General features: G+C 60.8%; 16 protein-coding genes and 1 tRNA gene. 4 read left to right on the top strand and 13 right to left on the bottom strand.

The features are described from left to right. Positions 1 to 529 precede the first annotated feature (529 nt). Both ACQRBV_RS16785 and ACQRBV_RS16780 read right to left on the bottom strand, forming a co-directional pair. Positions 530 to 605: transfer RNA gene (locus ACQRBV_RS16785), tRNA-Asn, on the bottom strand. A gap of 85 nt (positions 606 to 690) precedes the next feature. Further along, on the bottom strand, positions 691 to 1,575 hold the full coding sequence (locus tag ACQRBV_RS16780; protein WP_090369672.1) for a LysR family transcriptional regulator: 885 nt from the start codon (positions 1,573 to 1,575) through the stop codon (positions 691 to 693). A gap of 101 nt (positions 1,576 to 1,676) precedes the next feature. Between ACQRBV_RS16780 and lldD the strand changes: the two genes are divergently transcribed. Both lldD and ACQRBV_RS16770 read left to right on the top strand, forming a co-directional pair. After that, positions 1,677 to 2,807 (top strand): FMN-dependent L-lactate dehydrogenase LldD, encoded by a 1,131-nt coding sequence (gene lldD, locus ACQRBV_RS16775; RefSeq protein ID WP_060755924.1) that lies wholly within the window; start codon positions 1,677 to 1,679, stop codon positions 2,805 to 2,807. 303 nt (positions 2,808 to 3,110) lie between these two features. After that, positions 3,111 to 4,037, top strand: a complete 927-nt coding sequence (locus ACQRBV_RS16770) for a GGDEF domain-containing protein (RefSeq protein WP_411984960.1) — start codon at positions 3,111 to 3,113, stop codon at positions 4,035 to 4,037. 21 nt (positions 4,038 to 4,058) lie between these two features. Here ACQRBV_RS16770 and ACQRBV_RS16765 read toward each other — a convergent pair whose 3' ends face one another. From ACQRBV_RS16765 to ACQRBV_RS16735, 7 genes are all read right to left on the bottom strand, one after another. Continuing rightward, a complete protein-coding gene (locus ACQRBV_RS16765) occupies positions 4,059 to 4,832 on the bottom strand; it encodes a TenA family transcriptional regulator (protein WP_218580644.1) in 774 nt (257 codons plus the stop codon). Between the two features lie 78 nt (positions 4,833 to 4,910). Further along, positions 4,911 to 7,373 carry an EAL domain-containing protein gene (locus ACQRBV_RS16760; RefSeq protein ID WP_411984959.1) on the bottom strand — a complete coding sequence of 821 codons (2,463 nt, stop codon included), beginning with the start codon at positions 7,371 to 7,373 and terminating at the stop codon, positions 4,911 to 4,913. Positions 7,374 to 7,444: 71 nt separating this feature from the next. Continuing rightward, the gene (locus tag ACQRBV_RS16755) at positions 7,445 to 9,262 is read right to left on the bottom strand and encodes an ABC transporter ATP-binding protein (protein WP_411984958.1); all 1,818 of its coding nucleotides are present in this window, start codon (positions 9,260 to 9,262) and stop codon (positions 7,445 to 7,447) included. Further along, the gene (locus ACQRBV_RS16750) at positions 9,255 to 9,857 is read right to left on the bottom strand and encodes a DsbA family protein (protein ID WP_178126907.1); all 603 of its coding nucleotides are present in this window, start codon (positions 9,855 to 9,857) and stop codon (positions 9,255 to 9,257) included. Before ACQRBV_RS16750 ends, ACQRBV_RS16755 begins: the two co-directional genes overlap by 8 nt. A 36-nt stretch (positions 9,858 to 9,893) precedes the next feature. Then, positions 9,894 to 10,835 carry a rhodanese-related sulfurtransferase gene (locus ACQRBV_RS16745; protein ID WP_104994374.1) on the bottom strand — a complete coding sequence of 314 codons (942 nt, stop codon included), beginning with the start codon at positions 10,833 to 10,835 and terminating at the stop codon, positions 9,894 to 9,896. Between the two features lie 118 nt (positions 10,836 to 10,953). After that, on the bottom strand, positions 10,954 to 11,250 hold the full coding sequence (locus ACQRBV_RS16740) for a BolA family protein (RefSeq protein ID WP_060755931.1): 297 nt from the start codon (positions 11,248 to 11,250) through the stop codon (positions 10,954 to 10,956). Between the two features lie 6 nt (positions 11,251 to 11,256). Next, the gene (locus ACQRBV_RS16735; protein WP_060755932.1) at positions 11,257 to 11,775 is read right to left on the bottom strand and encodes a DUF2059 domain-containing protein; all 519 of its coding nucleotides are present in this window, start codon (positions 11,773 to 11,775) and stop codon (positions 11,257 to 11,259) included. 181 nt (positions 11,776 to 11,956) lie between these two features. On the opposite strand from ACQRBV_RS16735, the gene ACQRBV_RS16730 reads away from it, so the two are divergent. Beyond that, entirely contained in the window at positions 11,957 to 13,339 is a 1,383-nt protein-coding gene (locus tag ACQRBV_RS16730) for a class II fumarate hydratase (protein ID WP_411984957.1), read from the top strand. On the opposite strand, the gene ACQRBV_RS16725 is transcribed toward ACQRBV_RS16730, so the two are convergent. The 3 genes from ACQRBV_RS16725 to pap form a co-directional block, all read right to left on the bottom strand. Continuing rightward, complete coding sequence (locus ACQRBV_RS16725) at positions 13,336 to 14,292, bottom strand: DMT family transporter (RefSeq protein WP_104994376.1); 957 nt, start codon at positions 14,290 to 14,292, stop codon at positions 13,336 to 13,338. The genes ACQRBV_RS16730 and ACQRBV_RS16725 overlap by 4 nt on opposite strands. A gap of 70 nt (positions 14,293 to 14,362) precedes the next feature. Beyond that, positions 14,363 to 15,547, bottom strand: coding sequence for a thiolase family protein (locus ACQRBV_RS16720; protein WP_411984956.1), 1,185 nt, complete (start codon positions 15,545 to 15,547; stop codon positions 14,363 to 14,365). Between the two features lie 356 nt (positions 15,548 to 15,903). Next, the gene (pap, locus tag ACQRBV_RS16715; RefSeq protein ID WP_205343456.1) at positions 15,904 to 17,412 is read right to left on the bottom strand and encodes a polyphosphate:AMP phosphotransferase; all 1,509 of its coding nucleotides are present in this window, start codon (positions 17,410 to 17,412) and stop codon (positions 15,904 to 15,906) included. A gap of 156 nt (positions 17,413 to 17,568) precedes the next feature. Between pap and mnmC the strand changes: the two genes are divergently transcribed. Next, positions 17,569 to 19,542 carry a bifunctional tRNA (5-methylaminomethyl-2-thiouridine)(34)-methyltransferase MnmD/FAD-dependent 5-carboxymethylaminomethyl-2-thiouridine(34) oxidoreductase MnmC gene (gene mnmC / locus ACQRBV_RS16710; protein ID WP_411984955.1) on the top strand — a complete coding sequence of 658 codons (1,974 nt, stop codon included), beginning with the start codon at positions 17,569 to 17,571 and terminating at the stop codon, positions 19,540 to 19,542. Between the two features lie 7 nt (positions 19,543 to 19,549). Here mnmC and ACQRBV_RS16705 read toward each other — a convergent pair whose 3' ends face one another. Continuing rightward, a complete protein-coding gene (locus tag ACQRBV_RS16705; protein WP_411984954.1) occupies positions 19,550 to 24,376 on the bottom strand; it encodes an NEL-type E3 ubiquitin ligase domain-containing protein in 4,827 nt (1,608 codons plus the stop codon). Positions 24,377 to 24,605: the final 229 nt, after the last annotated feature.

The raw sequence follows: 24,605 nt of genomic DNA, 5'->3' as shown, positions 1-24,605 counted from the left end.
TCGCCGACAGAAAGCCCCTTTATCGGTGCCGAAAACGGCAAAAAATGAAACAACTTGTTACATTTGTGCGCAATAAAGCATGCTCCGAAATTTTCAACAAAAGATCTTTTTGGAATAGACGGTTAGGAAAAAATAATAGGAAGCCAATAAAAACCACAGCACTGAATTCTGTTTCAGAGCCGATGTTTTTTCTAAAATCCTGATTATTCGAAATTTAAATCCATCCACTCAACAATGTTCGCCCCGGAAAAAATGTCGCGTAGGCACGATCTGCAAGCGCAACCTAAATTATTCTTCATAAACACGACTTTATGAAAAACAGCGCAGGCTCCTTGGATATCAATCAGAATCAGATCAATTGACGCGAACCCTGGTTTTACCCAGCGCACCTTGGTTGAAACCACTGCAGCGATTTTCATGTAATCGCAGGATTAGAGACGCAGTCACGCTGGTCGCGCTGCGCGCTTTGATCACCCCGAAGAAATCCAGGGCAAAAAAAAAGCCTGCATCGCTGCAGGCTTTTCCTATCTGGCTCCACGACCTGGACTCGAACCAGGGACCCAATGATTAACAGTCATTTGCTCTACCAACTGAGCTATCGCGGAATGCGCCGTATGTTACTGATTAAAAAGAAGAAGTCAAGCATCGGGATGCGTTTTGACGAATTCATCCTGATAACCGGTCGCCGCCCTACTCCGAATGGGCCATTTCCTTGGCCAAATCCAGCCAGGCACGCGCCGCCGGCGGCAGGTGGGCGCTGGCGCGCCAGGCCAGGGCGATGTGCCAGTCGGTGTGGGGTTCGTCCAAGGGGATCAGGGCGATACCGGTGGGTTGATGCATGTGCGCCAGCATGCGCGGCAGGAACGCGACGCCCAGGCCCGCCGAGACCAGGTCGACGATAAAGTCGATCTGCCCGCTGCGGGCCGTGACTTTGGGAGTCACGCCTTTGCGCTCGCAGGCGGCGAGGATCTTGGCGTTCAGGGCGAAGCCGGCTTCGAACAGAATGAACGGTGAATCCGCAAGGTCGGTGAAGTCGATGCGCTTGCGCCGGGCCAGCGGGTGGTTCATGGGCAACACGGCCATCAGGGGTTCATTGCGCACGGGTTGGAAGTCGAACCCTTCATCCGTGGGCAGCAGCAACGCCGCGAGGTCAATCTCCCCGGCTTCCAGGCACCCGCGCAGTTTCTTGCTGCCGTACTCGGTGAGTTCGATTTCGATGTCGGGGTAGCGCCTGCGGTAGGTGGCGAACATGGCCGCGAACAGCACGCCGCAACCCACCGGGGGCAGGCCGATGCGCAACTGGCCACGCTTGAGGCCGCGCAAGTCATTGATCTCGGCCACCAGGTCATTGCTCTCGGCGAGCAGCACCTGGGCGCGACGGTAGACAATTTCACCGGCGGCGGTGAGTTCGTTACGGTGGCCCAGACGATTAAAAAGCGGCGCGCCCAGTTCATCCTCCAGCGTCCTGACGGCCTTGCTCACGGAGGACTGAGTCAGCGACACCACCTCGGCAGCCTGGGAGAAGCCGCCCTGGCGCACCACTTCGACAAAGGCACGCAATGCTCGTAGGTTCATCGGTATTCCTTTTGCGACTGGCTACCATTGATAAAAGTTGTTTTTATCATGCCAGATTATTGCCTATCCTGAATCACCTTGCCCTGTGGAGCCCCTCTTCAATGATCATCTCGTCCGCCTCCGACTATCGCGCAGCCGCCAAGCGCAAGCTGCCGCGCTTCCTGTTCGACTACATCGACGGCGGTGCCTACGCCGAACACACGATGCGCGCCAACAGTTCGGACCTGGCCGAGATCAGCCTGCGCCAGCGTGTCCTGCGCAATGTGGATAGCCTGAGCCTCAAGACCACCCTGTTCGGCCAGTCCCTGGACATGCCGGTGATCCTCAGCCCGGTGGGCCTCACCGGCATGTATGCGCGGCGCGGCGAAGTGCAGGCGGCCAAGGCAGCCGCCAATAAAGGCATCCCCTTCTGCCTGTCGACGGTGTCGGTGTGTTCGATTGAAGAAGTGGCGTCTCAAAGCGCGCAATCAATCTGGTTCCAGCTGTATGTCCTCAAGGACCGTGGCTTCATGCGCAACGCGCTGGAACGGGCCCAGGCGGCCGGGGTGACGACACTGGTGTTCACCGTGGATATGCCCACGCCAGGCGCACGCTACCGCGATGCACACTCGGGCATGTCCGGGCCATTCGCGGCGTCGCGGCGCATGCTGCAAGCCGTCACCAAGCCGCAATGGGCGTTCGATGTGGGGTTGCTCGGCCGTCCACACGACCTGGGCAATATCTCCAGGTACCTGGGCAAACCCACCCACCTGGAAGACTACATCGGCTGGCTGGCCAACAACTTCGATCCCTCCATCAGCTGGAAAGACCTGGAATGGATCCGTGAGTTCTGGAAAGGCCCGATGATCATCAAAGGCATCCTCGATCCGCAGGATGCCAAGGACGCCGTGAGCTTCGGGGCCGATGGCATCGTGGTCTCCAACCATGGCGGGCGCCAGCTGGACGGCGTGCTGTCCACCGCCAAGGCTCTGCCACCGATTGCCGACAAGGTCGGCGATGACCTCACCGTGCTGGTGGACTCCGGCATCCGTTCGGGGCTGGACGTGGTGCGTATGCTCGCCTTGGGTGCCAAAGCGTGTCTGCTGGGCCGCGCCACCGCCTATGCATTGGCTGCCGACGGCCAGCACGGGGTGGAAAACCTGCTGGATATCTTCGCCAAGGAGATGCGCGTGGCCATGACCCTGACCGGGGTCACGTCGATTGAGCAGATCGACCGCACGACCTTGGTCTAAGCCAGTTGTCAGCCAAATAACTGACGCAAGCAGGCGACAACCCCACTGAGTTATAAAAGCAATTAATTGATTTGTAAGACGTTTTATACAGCCAAAAGGATTTGGCACGAATCTCGCTCTAATCCCTGACAAGCAGGTTAAGCGATGACAAGACGTGCGGCAGTGCCCCGGGGTTATAACCCGGACTAAAGCGGTTTAAACTGTTCCTATTGTTTTACGCAACTGACGGAACAGTAAGACGCTTGGCTTCTGCCATTCTCATCCAGCCTGTAAGACAGTTCAGTGCTTAGAGGCCGTCCAACTATGAAAACACCCACCCAGACCAACGCAATTGACTTCGACAGTGCCAAATTGCAACGTCTGGGGTTTGGTCAACCCTCCCTTCGGCCGCAGCGTCCCATTACCCTTAACCAACTGCGCCAGCAACTGAACCAGCAATTGCAGGTCAGCCTGGAGCCGGAGCGTATCCTCGGCCTGTTCTTTCGCGAAATCCAGCGCCTGGTCCCCGTGGATGCCCTGCTGTACCGTCACGCAACCAGCGACCTGCGCCTGGAGTTCGGCCATCGCGGTCATCATTCGGTGAGCTACAGCCTGAGCCACGAAGGCGAGCATTTGGGTGAACTGATCTTTCGCCGCAACCAGCGCTTCATGGAAGACGAACTGCACCAGCTCGAATCCCTGCTGGCGACCCTGCTCTATCCGATGCGCAACGCCCTGCTCTACCGCGCAGCCACGCGCAGCGCCCTGCGTGACCCGTTGACTGAAACCGGTAACCGAATCGCCATGGACCAGACTCTGCAAAGGGAGATCGACATGGCCAAGCGGCACCTGAGCCCGTTGTCCTTGCTGATGCTGGACATCGACCACTTCAAGCGAATCAACGATACCCACGGTCATGCGGCTGGCGATAGCGTGCTGCGCGAAATCGCCACCACGATCAAAAACCAGTTGCGCAACGTGGACATGGTGTTTCGGTTTGGCGGGGAAGAGTTTCTGATCCTGCTGTCGAATACCGGCCGAGAGGCTGCCGCCATGGTCGGCGAGCGTTTGCGCCAGGCAGCACAGGCACAGGATTACTGGGTGGAGGGGACGCGGATCGAATTGACGGTGAGCCTCGGCTGCTCAACCTTGTTGGCCGCCGAGTCGGCTGAAAGCCTGCTGCGCCGGGCCGATAACGCTTTGTACGTGGCCAAGCGCGAAGGCCGTAACCGCTTGGCGATGGCGGGGTAAGCCCCCGCCATCACGCTTGCATCACGCCTCGCTGGCGACGCGTGCCGGCCGCTCGCGAACGGCCGCGAGCATCTTGTCGTTGTCTTTTTCCAACCGCATGCAGCTTTCCAGAAACAGGTACATGTAGTCGTAGCTCTTGCAGACGGCCTGGCGCAACTCGACCTGCAAGGCCTTGCTCGGGTTCATCCCGGCCAGGGTGCAGATGATTTCCAGGGCTTCCCAGGGGTGGGCGTCGTCGTACTGGGCGTGCATCTTCAGCCACTTCATCGCACGCTTGCGGTCTTCCTCAGGGAAGGCGGCGGCATACACACCGGTCGAACACACCACGGCGGACCACTCCCCAGTCGCCCCCTCGATGGCATAGTTGGTTGCGGCAATTGCAACGATCAGCGCATCGGACGAACTGGTATGCCAGCACCAGTGGCTCAGGGCATGCAATTCCGGCGGTACATTCTGCGCCTGCAACTCCTCCAGGCTCACGCCATGGGCACGCGCCCAATTCACCCAATAGTCAGCGTGGTTCAGTTCCACGCGAATATTGCGCATCAGCCAACGTCGCGCCATATCCTCCCCAGGATGGCGGGCAAACTTGGTCTTGGTGAGGTTCTGTGCCATGTACAAGGCAAACTGTTCCACCACCGGCCAGCCACCAATCAGGTAGTGGCGCATGGTCTTGGCGCTGAGCGTGTTGTCGCGCATGCGCTGGTACAGTTCGTGCTCGACAACTCGGCGCTTGCTCTCGCTACAGTCCTGGATCAATTGTTGCGCCCAGGCGGGGTAACTCGAGGCTTCCATAAGCGGGCCGGTTCTGTTGAATGTGTCGATCACTGTAGGGCTCCTTTTTTAGTGTGATAGTACAGACCAGCAAATGTTTCAGCGGAATGTGCCGGGCGCCTTGAATAACAGAGGCTGCGGACGCACAGGTCGACACTGCAAGCTATCAAAGGTAAACAATTGCGGGCGTTCAATCAGGTAGCCCTGAGCGTAATCCACACCGATCTCAAGTAACGCCTGTTCGATGTGCGTGGTTTCAACAAACTCGGCAATTGTGCGCTTACCCATGACGTGGCCGATGTGATTGATCACTTCGACCATGGCGCGGTTAATCGGGTCGTCCAGCATATCCTTTACGAAACTTCCATCGATCTTCAGGAAGTCTACAGGTAAATGTTTGAGATAAGCGAATGAGGACATTCCGGCGCAAAAGTCATCGAGGGAAAAATGGCAACCTAAGGCTTTGAGTTCATTAATAAAACGGATTGCACTGCCGAGATTGGCAATAGCACTCGTCTCGGTTATTTCAAAACATATCATTTCAGGCGGGATGTTATAAGCCGCGAATTTCTCATGTAAAAAACCCAGGAAATCGTCATCACCAATGGTAATGCCTGACAGATTGATCGCACACATGGCCATGGGCCGGCCCGGACGCTCATGCATGCACTTGGCGATGATCTTGAACACGTTCTCGACCACCCAGCGGTCCAGCGATGTCATCAGGCCGTAACGTTCGGCGGCCGGGATAAAGCTGTCGGGCAAGATGATGCGCCCCCCTTCATCGTGCAGTCGCAACAGGATTTCGATATGCCCACTGCCGGCGTCGGTATGGCCCAGCGGCGAGATTTCCTGGGAGTACAGGCAAAAACGGTCTTCCTCCAACGCCATGTGCAGGCGCTGCACCCAGGCCATCTCACCGAAACGCAAAGACAATTCCGAGTCATCGGCATGGTAGACCTGCACTCGGTTGCGGCCCTTTTCCTTGGCCATGTAGCACGCCATATCTGCCGCCCGCAACGACGTTTCGAGGGTGGTCGGGGTTTGTGAGATGTGCACCAGGCCGATACTGACGGTGGTCATGAAGGGCCGTCCCTTCCACACAAAATGCAGGCTCTGCACGGTATGGCGCAGGCTTTCGGCGATTCTTTCCGCCACCGGCGCCGGACAGTTCTCCAGCAGGATGCCGAACTCGTCGCCGCCCAACCGAGCCAGCGTGTCGCCTTCGCGCAGGTCCGACTGCAGCAGCGCACAAATATGACGCAGCAGCTCGTCACCGGCCGCATGACCACAGGTGTCGTTGACCAGCTTGAACTGGTCCAGGTCGAGGAACATCAACGCATGCCGCCCACCCTGCTGGCGCCCCACTTGTTGCAGCACCTGCTCCAGGCGGTACTCGAACTCGCGACGGTTGGCCAGGCCGGTCAAGGCATCATGGGTCGCTTGCCACGACAGGTTGGCGATGTACTGGCGCTCCTGGGTCATGTCGTGCAGCACCAGTACCGCACCGCTGACTTTGCCGGCGCTGCGGATCGGCGCCCCCACCAGCGTCACCGACACCGTACTGCCGTCCAGGCGCTGGATCAGCTTGGAATGTTCGCTGCCGCCACCAAGCCGGCCCTTGATGATGCGCTCGATCAGGGTAAAGCCGTCGGGCTCGGCGCTTTCGTCCAGCAGTTTGAACAACGCCGCCAGGGGCAGGCCTTGGGCCTGGGCGTTTTTCCAGTGGGTCAACGCCTCCGCCGCTGGGTTCATGTAGGTGATGGCGCCATCGACGTCGGTGGTGATCACCCCGTCGCCGATCGACTCCAGGGTGATCTGCGCCCGCTCCTTCTCGACTTGCAGGGCATTGGCGAAGGCATGGCGCTGGGCCAGAAGCTTGTGGGTACGCAGCAGCGCCAGAACAATCAGCCCCAACGCGGTGGCCAGGTTGGTGATCAGCAACAGCCGCAAAATCATCCGCGAGCCCTCGCCCAAGGCATCGCTGAATGCCTTGGCCGCCGGGGTCACGCCGTCATTGATCGCAATGATGTGCGCCTTCCAGTCGCGCACGTTGTCGCCACTGACTTGATTGGCGCTGATCGCCCGGTGCATCGACTGGGCCAGTTCATCCAGCTGCACCAGATAGCCATCGCCCACGGTCCACAGTGCGATGGCTTTTTCCAGGTAGCTGAAATGGCGAAAGTTGAGGTACAGCCAGATCAGGCTGGAAACGTCATCCGGGTGGTTGCCACCCTTGAGAATACCCAGGCGCGCCGCGGTGAGGTCGGGGACGGGACGGTCGAGGGCAATGCGCAGCTCGTGCCCGCCCTGTGGCACGGCGATAGCGTGCTGATACTTGAGGTAAGTGGCTTCGTCGCGATTATCGGCGTAGAGGGTCAGGTAATAGATGGCATCTTTCTGCCCCTTGGACCAAAGACTTTCGCCAGCCACATAGCCACGCACCGCTGAAAGCACGTAGAGACTGACGCAACCCAACAATGCCTGGAACAGCACAACGGCAATAAAAGGCCAGACAATGCCCAACAACCGTGGTGTTCCGAGAGTTCGTTTTTGCTTCATGAAGTCCCTTGCACATGCACAGCTGAATACGCACGCGAAAATCCGCCCCCGACAGCACAGCCTAAGCTAACTCAACGCACTTGTTGCAGGTGACCATACAGCTTGGCGTACAACCCACCATCGGCAATCAATTGCTGATGGTCGCCATCTTCGGCGATATGCCCACCATCGAACACCAGTACCCGATCGGCCTGTTTCACCGCCGAGAGGCGATGGGCGATAATCAGTGTAGTACGCCCGCTGAGAAACCGCGCCAGCGCCTGATGCAGGTTGTACTCGGTGGCGGCATCCAGGGCGGAGGTCGCCTCATCCAGAATCACCACCTTCGGCTCGGCCAGCACCATCCGCGCTATCGCCAGGCGCTGGCGCTGGCCGCCGGAAAAGCGCACGCCGGAGCGCCCCACCACGCTGTCCAAGCCCAAGGGCAACGCCCTGACGGTAGCATCCAGCTGGGCGATCTCCAATGCCTGCCAGCAGGCCTGGTCGGAACGGGTTCGGCCCATGGTCAGGTTGGCGCGCACGGTATCGTTGAACAACGCCGGATGCTGCAGCACCACCGCAACGTTTTCACGAATGATTGCCAGGCCGATCTCCTGCTGGGTGGCGCCGCCAAAACGGATACTGCCCGCCTGCGGGGTATACAAGCCCAGCAGCAGTTGTACCAAAGTACTCTTGCCGCCACCACTGGCACCGACGATGGCGACCTTCTCTCCGGGCGCAATACTCAGGTTAAGCTGGTCGAGGACTAAATCTTCGCCGTAGCCGAAATTGAGGCCCCGCACTTCAATACCGACCGTTTCATGCCCGGTAAACGGATCTTCGCCACCGGCATATTGCGGCTCATCGGCGCGCGCTAGCAGCTCGTTGATCCGCGTCAGCGCCCCACCCGCCGCGTAGTAGGCGTATTGCAGGTTCAACAGTTGCTCCACCGGGCCGATCATGAACCACAGGTAACTGAACACGGCGAGCATCTGGCCAATCGACAGGTCGGAAAACAACACGGTGAGCATCGCCGCGGCCCGGAAGATGTCGATACCAAACTGGAACAACAACCCGCTGGCGCGGCTGGAGGCGTCGCTTTTCCATTGGGAATTGATCGCATAATCGCGCACTTCCAGGGCACGCTGGCCGAGGCGCCCGAGGAAAAAGCCCTGGCGATTGCCGGCGCGCACTTCCTGGATGGCATCCAGGGTTTCGGTCAGTGCTTGGGTAAAGCGTGAGGTGCTGTCGTTTTCCAGCTTCTTCAGGTGTTTGACGCGTTTGCCCAACTGCACCGTGGCGTAGATCACCAGCGGATTGAACAGCAGGATCAACAACGCCAGTTGCCAATGCATCCACACCAGAATGGCCGAGGTGCCCACCAGAGTGAGCATGGCCACCAGGAAGCGGCTGAGGGTTTCACCGACAAATTTGTCCAAAGTGTCGAGGTCGGTGACCAGATGCGTGGTGACCGTGCCGCTGCCCAGGCTTTCATATTCGCCGAGGGAAATGCGCTTGAGCCGTTCGATCAGGCGCACGCGGATGCGGTACACGATGTCTTTGGCCAGCCGCGCGAACAGCCGCGCCTGCACGACGTTGAATACCAGCGCACCGCAGCGCAGCAGCAGGGTCACCAGCAGCATCAGGCCGATATAACCGGCGGCTTTCTGCCAGCCCAGCGGTAAGACGTGGTTCATCACCTTGAGCGCGGCGTCGCCGTGGCCCAGCAGTACTTCATCGACCAGCAGCGGCAACAGCAACGGAATGGGCACACTGCACAGGGTCGCCAGCACGGCGACGCCATTGGCGAGCCACAAGGATTTCTTGTGACGCAGGGCCAGGCGACGGATTTCCGCCCAGGTCAGGCGATCAGTGCGTTTGCTCGGCTCGAGGTCAGGCTGGTCATGCACAGGTTGCTCGCTCCAGCCATCGAGCCAGCAACGGCGACAGCTCGGACAGCGGCTGGTAACCATTGGTCAGCAGGGCCAACTGGCCATTGCGCTCGGCCAGCAGCGTCGGGAAACCGGCGATGCCCAGGTCCTGCACCCAGGTGAAATCGGCGGCCGTCGCCGCGTGTTGCTCGGCGCGGTCAAACTCACCGGCAAACTCGATGCGCGGGATGCCCGCCTTCTCCGCCAACTCCACCAGCACACTGGCGAGGGTCACATCGCGGCCCTCGACATAAAACGCACGCTGGATCAGCCCCAGCAGCTTCCACGCGCAATCCGGCGCCAGGCTGCGGGCAGTGACGATGGCGCGGCACGCAGGCTCGGTGTCATAGACGAAACCGTCGGGCAATGCGCCTTCAAGCTTGAACGGCTGGCCGGTGGCCTCGGTAACCGCCTGCCAGTGCTCCAGGATGTAGCGCCGGGTCGTAGGCTCCAGCGCCGCGCCGCTGCCGGTGCGCAAGCCACCCACCACCAGGTGCAGCTCCACGCCGGCAGCCTGGGCCTGCTCCACCAACGCCTCGGCCACCGGGGCAAAGCCCCAGCACCAGGAACACATCGGGTCCATTACATAGAGCAGGCGCGCGGACATGGCTCAGGCCTCGGAAGGGGTTTGCTTGTAGTTGAAGCCAATCGGGTGCGGCATATTGCGGGCCTTGGCCAGTTCAATCTGCTTTTGCCGGTCGATCGCACTGCGACGGGTCTTCTCCGGCAGCTTATCCCAGCAATGCGGGCAACTGATGCCGGCCACATAGTGCTCGGACGCACGGTCTTCGACGCTTACCGGCGTGCGACAGGCATGACATTGATCGTAGTCGCCTTCGCTCAAGTCGTGGCGGACCGTCACGCGATTGTCGAATACAAAGCAGTCGCCCTGCCATTTGGTTTCTTCCTGGGGCACTTCTTCGAGGTACTTCAGGATGCCACCCTTGAGGTGGTAGACCTCATCGAAGCCTTCGCTGAGCATATAGCTCGACGCTTTCTCACACCGAATGCCGCCGGTGCAGAACATCGCGACCTTCTTGTGCTTGGCCGGGTCGAAGTTGGCTTTGATGTAGTCGGGAAATTCGCGAAAACTGGTGGTTTTCGGGTCGATCGCGCCTTCGAAGGTGCCAATGGAGACTTCGTAGTCGTTACGGGTGTCGATCAACAGCACTTGCGGGTCGCTGATCAACGCGTTCCAGTCCTTGGGGTCCACATAGGTGCCGACTTTCTTGTTCGGATCGACGCCTTCGACGCCCAGGGTCACGATCTCTTTCTTGAGCTTGACCTTGGTGCGGTAGAACGGCTGCTCGTCGCAGTACGATTCCTTGTGGTCGATGTCGACCATGCGCGGATCGTTCTTCAGCCAGGCGATCAGGCCATCGATGCCTTCGCGGCTGCCGGAAACAGTGCCGTTGATGCCTTCTTCGGCGATCAGCAAGGTGCCTTTGATGCCGTTGTCGACCATTGCCTGCAGCAGGGGTTCGCGCAGAGCGACGTAATCTTCGAGGGTGACGAACTTGTACAGTGCCGCCACGACAATCGGTTGAGTCATGGGTGTTCTCTCCAGGTGGCTACCCTCGTAAAGGGTGAACCGGATGCAAAAAAAACGCGCCGGCTAAGCGGCGCGTTGCGGATTCTAACAAATGCCCGGTGTCAGAGACACCCGCTCATTAATCATGCCCGCCGGCGCAGGTCGGCGAGGCCGGGGCTGCGTCGATTTTCGCCCATTCGTCAGGCGTGTAGGTATGCAGCGCCAGCGCATGAAACTCGCTCATTAGATCACCCAGGGTGGCGTAGACCTTCTGGTGGCGCTTGACGCGGTTGAGCCCCTCGAACTGCGGGCTGACCAGCACGGCCTTGAAGTGGGTCTGCAACCCGCGGCTGTGCATGTGGCTTTCATCCAGCACACTCAGATGATCGGAGCCCAGGGCGGCAAGCGCCGTTTCGATACGCTGTTGCATGGTCATTCCTGCTTACTTCTTCTTGGCCGGTGCGGCGGCTTTCGGCATCAGCTCGTTGGTCATGTCTTCCAACAGCTTGTTCACGACCGGCACGGCGCTTTCCAGCTTGGCCTGGGTCATCTGGGCCGATTGCTGGGTCAGTTGCGGCATTTTTTCCAGGACTTTCTTGCCCAGTGGCGACTGGTAGAAAGCGACCAGGTCCTTGAGCTCGGACTCGCTGAAGTTGCTGGTATAGAGCTTGACCATGTCCGGCTTCAGCTTCGGCCAGCCGATGGCCTGGTCCAGGGCGGCATTGGCCTTGGCCTGGTAGCTGTCCAGTACGGACTGCTTGGCGGCAGGCGCCTTGGTCTGTTCGAAACGCTGGGCGAACATTTGCTGCACTTGCATGTACACCGGGGTACCCAGCTTGTCGGCGTGGGCCAGGGTAAGGAAGGCTTCGGCACTGGCGTTGTGGCTGGCGGTATCGGCAAGAACCTGGCCGCTGGCGCAAACCAGAGCAACCGCGGTACAGATGGCACGAAGACGAGTCATCGAGTTTCCTTTTCTAGCAGGCGAGGTAAGACCCCAAGGGCGCCCATTCTGCGCCTAAAAAACCTTATGGCTCAACCCCGCCCCTTGTCGGACGTGGATTTGCCGATGAAAAGTCTTTTAGGGAACCCGCCCGGCCGATCACAGCCTAAACTGCGCAAACGAACCTGAAGGAGTGTGCCCGATGAGCCGTATCGAAACCGACAGCCTGGGGGAAGTTCATGTCCCGGAGGACGCTTACTGGGGCGCGCAGACCCAACGTTCGCTGGTGAATTTCGCCATCGGTGAACAACGCATGCCGCTTGCGGTGCTGCACGCCCTGGCCCTGATCAAGAAGGCCGCTGCACGGGTCAACGACCGCAACGGCGACCTGCCCGCCGATATCGCCCGCCTGATCGAACAGGCCGCCGACGAAGTGCTCGACGGGCAGCATGACGATCAATTCCCATTGGTGGTGTGGCAGACCGGCAGCGGCACCCAGAGCAATATGAACGCCAACGAAGTCATCGCCGGCCGTGCCAACGAGCTGGCGGGCAACAAGCGTGGCGGTAAAAGCCCGGTGCACCCCAACGACCACGTCAACCGCTCCCAGAGCTCCAACGACTGCTTCCCCACGGCCATGAGCATCGCCACCGTGCAGGCCGTGCATCAACGGCTGCTGCCCGCCATCGCCAATCTTTCCGGCGGTTTGGCGGAGCAAGCGGCCAGGCATATGAAGCTGGTGAAAACCGGTCGCACCCACATGATGGACGCAACGCCGATCACCTTCGGCCAGGAACTCTCGGCCTTTATTGCCCAACTCGACTACGCCGAACGCGCGATCCGTGGCGCCCTGCCCGCCGTGTGCGAGCTGGCCCAGGGCGGCACCGCCGTCGGCACCGGGCTCAATGCGCCCCACGGTTTTGGCGAGGCGATTGCTTCCGAGCTGGCGGCGTTGTCAGGCTTGCCGTTCGTCACGGCCCCCAACAAGTTCGCCGCCCTCTCCGGCCATGAGCCTTTGGTGACCTTGCACGGCGCGCTGAAAACCCTGGCCGTGGCGCTGATGAAAATCGCCAACGACCTGCGCCTGCTGGGCTCCGGCCCCCGCGCCGGGCTGGCCGAAGTGAAGTTGCCGGCCAACGAGCCGGGCAGCTCGATCATGCCGGGCAAGGTCAACCCGACCCAGTGCGAGGCGCTGACAATGCTGGCCTGCCAGGTACTGGGCAATGACGTGACCATCGGCCTTGCCGCCAGCCAAGGGCATTTGCAGTTGAACGTCTACAAACCGGTGGTCATCCACAACCTGCTGGAATCGATCCGCCTGCTGGCCGATGGCTGCAATAACTTCCAGGAGCACTGTGTCGCCGGTCTCGAGCCTGACGCTACGCAGATGGCCGAGCACCTGGAGCGCGGGCTGATGCTGGTCACGGCACTCAACCCGCACATCGGCTATGACAAGTCGGCAGAGATCGCCAAGAAGGCTTACGCCGAAGGCCTCACACTACGGGAGGCCGCGCTGGAGCTGGGCTACCTTACCGATGAAGAGTTCGAGCAATGGGTCCGCCCTGAGGACATGCTCGGCAACTAGGAGGCCATGCGCAAGCGCCGGGCCTTGAGCCCGGCGAGCAACGACGGAGCCAACGCCACCGTCGCCGAGCCCAGCACCACCACCAACGCCCCGGCATAGCCCAGGGCGTTGATCTCTTCGGCCTGCACAGCGTCCGGCCACCACCACGCGGCCAGGGCCACCGCGACAAATGTCACCAGGGGCGTGAGCGCCAGGGTCGCACTGACCCTGGACGCTTCCCAATGGGCCAACGCCTCGGCGAAAGCGCCATATGCCACCAGGGTGTTCATGCAGCAGGCCAGCAACAGCCAGCCTTGCAGCGGGCTCAGGTCCAGCGCTTCCAGTGGATGCGCCCAGGGTGTAAGCAGCAAGGCACAGAACAGGTAGATCACCATCATCACCTGCAGCGAATTCCACACCGTCAGCAGTTGTTTCTGGCCCAGGGCGTAGAACACCCAGATGGTGGTGGCCAGCAGGATGGTCAGCACCCCGGCGGTGTAGGCCCCAAGGGACGTCAGCAGTTCGTCCAGGCGCTGGTTGAAGAACAGGCCAAAGCCGATGATCAGCACCACCAGGCCCAGCCCCTGCCCCAGGCTGAAGCGCTCCTTGAACACAAACACGCTGGCGACCATCAGAAAGATTGGCCCCATCTGCACCACCAGTTGTGCGGTACCAGGGCTGAGCATCTTCAGGCCAACCAGATACAGCACGTAGTTGCCCACCAGGCCGCACGCCGCCATGACCACCAGCCAGCCGCCCCTGGGGCCGAGCACCTGGCGGCTGGGCAAGCGTTTGGTGAGGGCGAGGTAGACGAACAGACAACCGCCGGCCACCGTCAGGCGAAACCAGGTGACGGTGATCGGGTCCATGACCTGCAACACTTGCTTGAGTTTGATGGGCAGAATGCCCCACAGCAGCGCGGTCAGCAGGGTCAGGAGAAAACCATAGACCCAGCGGCCGGAAGAGATGTGCATGAGTGCCCCAGAAGCCAGAGGGAGTGGAGCCGCATTCTAGGGGCACCCGATGCACTTTGTGTAGCGAAGATCAGCGCACCGCTTCGAACAACCCGGTCGCGCCCATGCCGCCGCCCACGCACATGGTCACGATGCCATAACGCAGATTGCGTCGTTGCAACTCACGCACCAGGTGCCCCACCTGCCGCGAACCGGTCATGCCGAACGGGTGCCCGATGGCGATCGAACCGCCGTTGACGTTGTACCTGGCATTGTCGATTTCCAGGCGATTACGCGCATACAGGCACTGCGAGGCAAACGCCTCGTTGAGTTCCCACAGGTCGATATCCGCCACCTGCAAGCCCTTGGCCTTGAGCAGCTTGGGCACCGAGAACACCGGGCCAATGCCCATCTCGTCCGGCTCACAGCCCGCCACCGTGAACCCACGGAAAAACGCCTTGGGCTTGAGCCCCAGCGCCAAGGCTTTTTCCAGGCTCATCACCAAGGTCATCGAGGCGCCGTCGGACAACTGCGACGAGTTGCCCGCCGTGACCGATCCATCCTCGGCAAATACCGGTTTCAAGCCTTGCAGGCTGGCCAGCGTGGTGTCCGGACGATTGCAATCATCACGGTCAACCACCCCCTCGAGCACCTGCACTTCACCCGTGTGCTTGTCCTCAACCCTGTACTTCACTGCCATCGGCACGATTTCATCACTGAACAGACCCTCAGCCTGGGCCTGGGCCGTGCGCTGCTGGCTCTGCAGGGCATACAGGTCCTGCTCTTCACGGCTGACGTGATAACGGCGCGCGACGATCTCGGCGGTCTGGCCCATGGGAAAATACAGACCCGGCACCTGCTCCTTGAGCAACGGGTTGATCAGGTGATCGGTGTTGACGCTTTTCATGGTCAGGCTGATGGACTCGACGCCACCGGCAATAATGATATCGCTGCAACCCGAAGCGATCTGGTTGGCCGCAATGGCAATCGCCTGCAAACCCGACGAACAGAACCGGTTGAGGGTCATGCCTGCCGTCCCGGTGCCCAACTGCGAGAGCACCGCCACGTTACGCCCGATGTTGTAGCCCTGGGCGCCTTCGTTGGAGCCGGCGCCGACAATGCAATCCTCCACACTCGCCGGATCGATGCCATTGCGTGTGAGCAGCGCGTTGACGCAATGGGCCGCCATGTCATCGGGACGGGTCTGGTTGAACTTGCCGCGAAAGGATTTGGCCAGGCCGGTTCGCACACTGTCGACGATCACTACTTCACGCATGGGCTACCTCGATCTTGTCATTATTGGGAGAGCCATCGAGGATAGATCCAGGCCCTCCCAACCGCGACGATCATTCACCCCGCGTATGCAAAACCATGATGGTGTAGTGAGCGGGCTTGCCCCGCGCTGGGTGGCGCAGCCGCCCCAAAACCAGACACGCGGTCTTTCTGAAACATCACAGTTGCTGGGTTTGATAGATAAATTGTGGGAGGGGCGGTGCGACGATTCGACTTGCTCCCGATGGACTGCGTAGCAGGCCCATTTTTGAGGCCGCTGCGCGGCCTATCGGGAGCAAGCCCCCTCCCACAGTGACCGCGTTAATCCTTAACTGACTGGCATTAGGGCTTGCCCGCTCACTACCGTTTCTTGTCGTGCTTGTCGGATTTGGCGAACGCTTCTTCCAGCGCCCGGTTGATCGTGCGCAGCACCTTGACCCGCGCCCAGCGCTTGTCATTGGCCTCCACCAGGGTCCAGGGCGAAACTTCGGTGCTGGTGCGGTCGACCATATCGCCAACGGCGGCGCGGTAGTCGTCCCACTTGTCGCGGTTGCGCCAATCGTCCTCGGTGATCTTGAAACGTTTGAAAGGGATATCTTCACGGGCCTGGAAGCGCTCCAACTGCGTCTCCTTGTCGATGGCCAGCCAGAACTTGACCACAATCACGCCCGCGTCGCGCAGTTGCTCTTCGAAGTCGTTGATCTCGCCGTAGGCACGCATCCAGTCGGCCGGCGAACAGAAACCCTCGACGCGCTCCACCAGTACGCGGCCATACCAGGAACGGTCGAACACGGTGAACATGCCGCGTGCCGGTATTTTCTGCCAGAACCGCCACAGGTAAGGCTGGGCGCGCTCGTCCTCACTGGGCGCGGCAATCGGCACGATATGGTATTGGCGTGGGTCGAGCGCCGCCGCCACACGACGGATCGCCCCGCCCTTGCCCGCCGCATCATTGCCTTCAAACACGGTGACCAACGCGTGCTTGCGCATGCGCTTGTCGCGCATCAGGCCGGAGAAACGCGCCTGTTCGGTAATCAGCTGTTCTTCGTAATCTTCTTTTTCCAGACGCTGGGTCAGATCGAGGGCGTCCAGCACGCTCTTCTTGTCCACCGAAGCGATCAAGGGCGCCGGGTTCATGCCGCTGGATTTACCTTTGGCCAGCTTCAAGGCGTTTTGCAACCCTTCGAGCAGCAGCTTGCCCACCGTGAGGCTGCGGTAATGGGCATCGACCCCTTCGATCACATGCCACGGCGCGTAGTCGCGACTGGTTCGGCGCAGGATACGTTCACCGAAATGCACGAACTTGTCGTAGGTCTTGGATTGCTGCCAGTCCAGCGGGCTGATGCGCCAGCTGTGCAATGGGTCATCCGCCAGAGCCTTGAGGCGAGCCTTCATCTGCTTCTTGGACAGGTGAAACCAGAACTTGAAGATCAGTGCCCCTTCATCACAGAGCATCTTTTCCAGGCGCTCGGCACCGGCAATGGCCTGATCGAGACGGGCGTCCTTGATCTCGCCGTGCACCCGGCCTTGCAGCATCTGGCTGTACCAATTGCCGAAGAACACCCCCATGCGCCCCTTGGCAGGCAACTGGCGCCAGTAGCGCCAGGCCGGAGGCCGGGCCAATTCTTCATCGGTCTGCTGGTCGAAGGTGCGCACCTCGATCAGGCGCGGGTCCATCCACTCATTGAGCAGCTTGACCGTCTCGCCCTTGCCGGCGCCTTCGATGCCGTTGATCAGTATGATCACCGGAAAACGCTTCTGCTGCTGCAGTTCATACTGTACTTCCAACAACGCTTCGCGCAGCGCCGGCACTTCGGCGTCGTAAGTGTCTTTGTCGATGGCGTGACCGATTTCGGCGGATTCGAACATGGGGCAGCTCCGTTTCAAGATGGCTCAAGACTAGCGGATTGGGCTGCAGTGCGCGGGAGGAAATTCGATGTGCACTTGCCTTGGGTCAATTCAACGCCCCGTGATCGGCTAGAATGGCCGCCTTGCCTTCGCCTGCTGTTTTTTTATGAGCTGCCCATGACTCCCATCACCCACGCCCAGCTCGACTGGGATGACCAAGGCCGCCCGCACTCGCGGGTGTTCGACGATGTGTACTTCTCCGATCAGTCGGGCCTTGAAGAAACCCGTTATGTGTTCCTTGAACAAAACCGCTTGCAGGAGCGCTTTGCCGCCTTGCCGGTAGGCGGGCATCTGGTGATTGGTGAAACCGGGTTTGGCACCGGCTTGAATTTCCTGTGCGCCTGGCAACTGTTCGAGCAGCACGCGGCAGCCGGTGCACGGCTGCATTTCGTCAGCGTGGAAAAATACCCCCTCAGCCACGCCGACCTGCGACGTGCCCTCGCCCTCTGGCCCGAACTGCAACCGTTCGCCGAACAACTGCTGGCGCAGTACATCGCCATCCACCCGGGTTTTCAGCGCCTGGTGCTGGATAATGGCCGCGTGACCCTGACGCTGTTGATCGGTGATGTACTGGAACAATTGCCGCAACTGGACGCGCAGATCGATGCGTGGTTCCTCGACGGTTTCGCCCCGGCGAAAAACCCAGAGATGTGGACCGCCGAGTTGTTTGCCGAACTGGCACGCCTGGCCGCGCCGGGCTCGACCATCAGCACCTTCACCAGCACCGGCTGGGTGCGCCGTCTGATCAATGCCGCCGGGTTCAAGATGAAGCGCACGCCGGGTATCGGCCACAAGTGGGAGATCCTGCGCGGGGAATTTCTCGGTTGGCCCAGCGATGCCCCCCCACCACCGGCAACCAAGCCCTGGTTCGCGCGACCGTCGCGTTCTCAAGGCGAACGTAAAGCCCTGGTGATCGGTGGCGGCCTGGCCGGTTGCGCCACCGCCGCCAGCCTGGCTGCACGCGGTTGGCAGGTGCACCTGCTGGAGCGCCATGAGGCACTCGCCCAGGAGGCTTCCGGCAATCCGCAAGGCGTGCTTTACCTCAAGCTTTCGGCCCACGGCACTGCCTTGTCCCAGATGATCGTCGCCGGGTTCGGGTACACCCGTCGTTTGCTGGAACATCTGCAGCGCGGGGTGGACTGGGATGACTGCGGTGTGTTGCAACTGGCCTTCGATGCCAAGGAAGGTCAGCGCCAGGCGCAACTGGCCAATGCGTTTGCCCCGCAGTTGCTGCACCCGCTGAACCGGGAACAGGCGCAAGCCAAGGCGGGAGTGGCACTGGCACACGGCGCGCTGTTTTACCCCGAAGGCGGTTGGGTACACCCGCCCGCCCTGTGTGACTGGCAAGCGCGTCAGCCTGGCATCAGCGTGCAGCCCCTTCACGAGGCGCTCGAACTGCGCAAGGTCGATGGTCAATGGCAGGCCTGGGGCGGTGAACAGCTGCTGGCCAGTGCACCGGTGGTGGTATTGGCCGGTGCGGCCGAAGTCCAACGCTTCGCCGACCTGCCGCTCAAGCGCATCCGCGGGCAAATCACCCGTTTGCCGCAAACTGTCGAGAGCGCCGCACTCAAGACGGTGGTGTGCGCCGAAGGCTATATGGCCCCGCCGCGCCTGGGCGAACACACCTTGGGCGCCAGCTTCGACTTCAAGAACGATGACCTCACGCCCACGGCCGCCGATCACGCCGGCAACCTGGCGCTGCTCCAGGACATCAGCGCAGACCTCGCCCAACGCCTGCGTGCCGAAGCTCTCGACCCTGCCCATCTGCAGGGTCGCGCAGCCTTTCGCTGCACCAGCCCGGACTACCTGCCCATCGTCGGCCCGCTGGTTGATCGCGCGGCGTTTGACCGGGCCTACGGCATATTGCGTAAAGACGCCCGCCAGGTTCCGGATGCGCCCTGCCCCTGGCTCGACGGCTTGTACGTCAACAGCGGCCACGGCTCTCGCGGCCTGATCACCGCGCCACTGTCCGCAGAACTGCTTGCGGCCTGGATCAATGACGAGCCACTGCCGGTTGCCACCAGTATCGCCGAAGCCTGCCATCCGAACCGCTTTGCCGTGCGCGCGTTGATTCGCGCAAAAGCAGGCTGAGCGCCTCTCAGGGCAAGGGGCAGATTCCCAGGTCATCGATGCGCAAGGCATCCTCGCTCAGGCGCCGGATCTCGGCCGCCTGGGCCTGCTCCTGCTCATGCAGGATCACGTTCATCTGGTCGCGATAATCGATGTCACTCAGCGTCAGGCTCAAGTCGAACACCTCGTTCACACGCCGGTTGTACGGCTCATTCAAACGCTCGAAACGGCTGCCGAAGACGCGCTTCAGATGGTCTGTCCAGAACGGCAGCTCGACCAGATAATTCAACAGGCTCGACGACATTTCAGCCGTCTTGACTTGCTGCTCGGCGCTGTCCAGCGCACTGAGCGTCACCCCACCCAGGCGCGCAAATCGCATATGCAGGGGTTGCCCCGGCAGGTGGAAGCGGTCGACCAGCCCAGTGCGGTAAGCGAGGCTGACTTCCAGCGGATCTACCGCAGGGTTGCTGTCACTGTGGCGGCGTGCGATACCTTCCAACTGGTCCAGTCGAAACAATCCCCTGGCCAGTTTCAGCAACGGTTTGGCCGTCAGTACCCGGCCCTCGATCAAGCGCGTGGCGTCGCTGATCTCCGTGAGCACTTCCAGTGTGCTGAAATTGTTGGCCGCCGCATCATCGCAACGCAGCGGTGTGGCGGCGCGCTGAAATACCTCCTCACGCAAATCCTCGTCGTCGGCGGCGGCCATCAGCACGCGCCACACTCGCCGATCAAGGTCTTCATGTACAAAGTGCGCATCCGCTGTGCCGCCCAGTTCGGCAAGCAAGTTGAACAGGCCGTCGGAGCCCGGCTCATCCGCGAGGCCTTGCCACACCCGGTTCTTTTCAGCGTAATGGCTCACCCCGTCATCGCCTAACCACAGCTCCCGGGCGCGCTGTTCGCTCAAGCGCACAAGGTCATCCTCAAGGAAACCCATGCCGGTGCCGTGGTTGAGCCGATAATTCTTCAGCGCCAGTCGGCTGGAGAATGACAGCGGGTTGAGCCGCAGGTTGAATGCCTCGGTAAACCGTCGGGGCATGGTGAACAACCAGTCCGGCAATACCTTGATTTCGTTCTGGCGCAAGTCGACATGCTCCAGCCACGGCAACCGCCGGCAACCCTCGGGAAAGTCGGTGAGCTTGCAATTGCGCAGCAGCAGTTCGCGAAGGTCGAGCATCTTCCCCACTTGCGGCACGTCAATCAGCGGGTTTTCGCTCAGGTTCAGCGAGTGCAGGTTGCGCAGGCCGGCCAGCTTGCGAAGGGTGTGTTCAGTCAACTGCAACTGATTGTTGGCCATGTGCAACCGCACCAACTGCGGCATTTGCCCGAGTACTTCGGGCAGCCGCGTGATGTGATTCTGTGTCAGGTCGAGGGTGTGCACCGCCTTGAAGTGCTTGAGAAAATACGCAACGTCATCGCCCAGGCGCATATTTCTCAACGACAAACGCTGAACATGCTCGAATTGAATGGACGACGGCAACGTCGGCAAGCCTCCCAACAGCATGCCGTCGAGTTCAAGGGTTGGCACACGCAAGCCGTGCTCGTCGCGCGCCAGGCTCATCCGCCGCCAGCACCGCTCGATCAGGTTCATGGCCTGGAGCCGGCTCAGGCGCTGATCCCAGGGCGCAATCGCTTCGCTGTTACTCGGTGCCCGCTGATTGCTCCAGGTTTTCAGCGCACCGTGCAGTGAAGCGAAGTCACCTTCAAGCGCCTCCACCCTCATGGCCCGGGACACGTGGTCGTGGCCGGCGCCCTCGATCAATCGTGAAACTTCCACGTCGCTCAAAAGCGGATACAACTTTTTAAGCTTACGCACCAGCGCCGGCGGATGCGCGGCGGGCGTCCTCAGTTGCGCTTGAATACAGGACGTCGGCGCGGCTTCAGGCATGCCCCGCTCTGGCCACAGGTAGCCCTTCACGCGATGTCGTTCGCCCTGGGACTTGAAACGCAGTTGGCTGCGCAGTTGACTGCCGGTGCGCGCGCCGGCCAGGCGCAAGGCAGTGCGCTGGGTATCCAACAGGCAATCGACGATTGCCTGATACAAACCGTCCGGGCCGGTGATGTGCGCGCCGAGATTATGGCCTTGCTCGTCAAACACCTGAAAACCCTCGGCGGACTCGACGATCGTACGGCGCACTGCCGCTCCGGCAGGCCCGACCTGCTCAAGGAGGCGTCCGGTCAAATACCTTTCGCGCACCTGGAACGAAAAATCCCGCGGCCAACCCGGCAAACGCTCAAGCGTGCCCAGCGCGATACGTCGCGTCCCCGCGTTGGCCAATTGCGGCCAAACCAGGCCCATCAGTGCCTGGTCCTCGTGCAATTTATTCAGAGCCTGTCGGGCTTTGCGCGCCAGGCGCAACGGAACGCGGCCGCTCTCATGCAAGACCCGGCGATCAGTCGTGCGGGCCTGGGAGGCCAGCTCCCTGGCCACTCGACGTGGCAACTGGGGATATAGCGCGATCAAAGGCTCCAGTTCCCCCTGAGCAATGCCTTCGTAATCCTGATAAAGACGACGGTGCAACTGCGCATGCTGTGTGTTGACGGTCGCCAGCAGCTGCTTTCGAAGCACCTCGGGCGCCTGTTCCCGCGCAACGGTTTGCCCAAGCAGCTGTGTACGTTCTTCACTGCTGAGCGCTTGCAGCAGCACGTCCATCACCTGACCCTCCTTGAGCTGTTGCTCGCTGATAGGAACAGGCAGGCCCTCATCGTCGAAGGGTTCCCGGAACGCCAGGCTTTCGAGCACATTGCCCGGCTCGTCGCGCACCTCAAAAAAGCGCCCCTTGGGCCACCCCGGCATCAACGGCAAGGCGAGCATTTGCACACGGGCGGTGGCAGCATCGGCGCGCGCGCCCTGCTCAAGCGTATAGGCCAGCGCGCCGATTTTATGATGCAGGCGCCAGCGCGCTACGGCGTTCTGAACACGCTCCGGCAAGGGTTCGTGCTCCAGGGCCAGATGTTGCACGTCGGCCAGTGCCAGTTCGGTGATGGCCGCGAGGCTGTTCAACGGGTCCTCGGGTACTGCACTCAAGGAGGGATCGATCCGCCTCAGGTTATAAGAGGGCGAATGCCAGTCCTGCGGACGCTCGAATGCGTGCTGCCAGCCACCCTGCCGGTTATGCTCCAGGGGCGGGCGCCAGGCCTCAGGTCGTCGCGGGTGCAGGGCGCGCCACTTGCCCATGGCCGGATCAAAGCTGATCGCGTACAGCGCGCCATCGATGTTCGCATAGGCACTGCCGTTGGCCTGGTAGATGCCTCTGGAGTCGACGTCCCATCCGCGCTGGAACATTTCCGGCGGCTGACTGTACGGCGCCAGCCGCGGGCGCCACAGCCTCGAGCTCTGATCCTGCAAGGCGATGGGCTCGACTTTTTCAAAGAACCGCGAAGACCGGGTGAGCTGGCGTTTGAGGCTGCCAACGACTTTCCCGCCTGCGGCGAACAGCATCATGCCCACAATGTTTTCCGCCACGTTGAACAAGTGGTGGAGCGCCTCGTCCTTCTCGCCGTGAGTCCAGTCCTCGACGCCTTCAAACACCTCGCCGAGCAGTTGGCCGACAGCCACGCCCATCATCAGTTGGCCCAGTACCGGGACGACAAAACCGGCTACGTTGAGCGCGTTCAGCCCGATATCCAGATAGGTTTGCAGACGTTGCTGCCAGGCCTCTTCATCCACTTCGGCCTTGGGCACCGCCAATACCAGGGCATCGAGCTGGATCTTGCCGATACAGGCCTGAACCAGGAAATCCGACAACCGTACCTGTATCGGGATCACTCGTAACGGGCCGACCTTGCGCGCCGTATCGTAGCGCTGGAAAAACTCCAGGCGCTCAGACTCATCCAGATAAGCCCCGAACGTCTTGCGGTAAGACTGCGCTTGCAACATCAGGCTCAGATAAAGCGTGAAGTCCTCCAGGTGCGCGTATTCGTACCATGGGCGCAGCGGTTCGTTGGGCATGTAGACCACAAAATGCCTGGTCGGCAATTGGCCGGGGGGCTCCCGGCTGAACAACATGACGCCCCACAGGCAGACGCCGTCGATATTCAGGCCTTGCCAGATCCACGGCTCATTGGCCGGAATCGAACTGTGCGATTCATCCGCCGGCTGGTCAGCCTTGATCAGGTTGAGCAACCCGTCGTAGGTCGGCTCGCCGAGGTAACCCTTGGCATAGGCGATATGCAGGTCCATTTGCAGGTCGAGGCTTTTGGATTCGCCAAGATCAAAGATTGTCCGATTGAAACCCTGCCCATCGGCGCCCGGCCCCCGCAGGTTGAATACGCTGCGCACGTGAGCCTGGTAGGCCGCCCCCAGATCCAGCTCACGGCAGTAGCCGACAAACTCGGTAACCGTCATGCCGGCGATGGCCTGCCCGGTAGCCGCGCTGCGCAGCAGCGCCGAAGCGGACAAGCCACCAGGTTCGGCCTGGCTCTCGGAAAAGTTTTTCATCGCCGCCTGCACCAGGCTGAGGGTCTCGACCGTCACGGTCTCTTGCAGGGCGCCTCCCAGGTCCGCGCCGACGCCCGACAAGCTGCGTTTTGACAGCTCCAGCGTGTCACGCTCCACTTCCACGCCCGCTACGCCCTTGCCCAGTAAAAAAGTGCGTAATCGCTCAATGCAAAACCTGTCCAGCGACTGCAGGCGCCCGAGCCGTTGCTGAGCACGCAGGCGCGCCTCCTGGCTGTCACGGTGGGTTTGTTCGATCGCTCGCAGAGTAGTGGACTTGGCCTCCAGCAGCCAATGCGGCAGCGTGGCCTGCAGCGCCCGGGCCTTGCCCAGGTCGCCGGTCATCTCCAGCAGGGCAGCTTCCATCTCGGCTTGGGTCACAGGCTTTGCGGCATTGAGCAACTCGCGTCTCGGCACCATCGACAACGTCTTCCTTTGCGTTGAATAACGATGGATACGATAAGCGCGAAATACAGGAAAACAGATTCGAATACCCCTGCATTGTCCTGTGCGATCAATGCAGATTTTCTATGCAAACTTGCGTTATTTGACGCCAATTCGCTGCACACCGCGCCCGACAAGGACCGGGCAAAAACCGATCGCGGCCATTTGCCTTATAACTTATCGGTCTAAAACTCCCACAAATGCC

Origin of the sequence: Pseudomonas sp. R11F, assembly GCF_050312575.1 — a bacterium.
Lineage (GTDB): Bacteria > Pseudomonadota > Gammaproteobacteria > Pseudomonadales > Pseudomonadaceae > Aquipseudomonas > Aquipseudomonas palleroniana.
The sequence above is the reverse complement of the archived record's forward strand: the minus strand, read 5'-3'. Positions and strand labels throughout refer to the sequence as shown.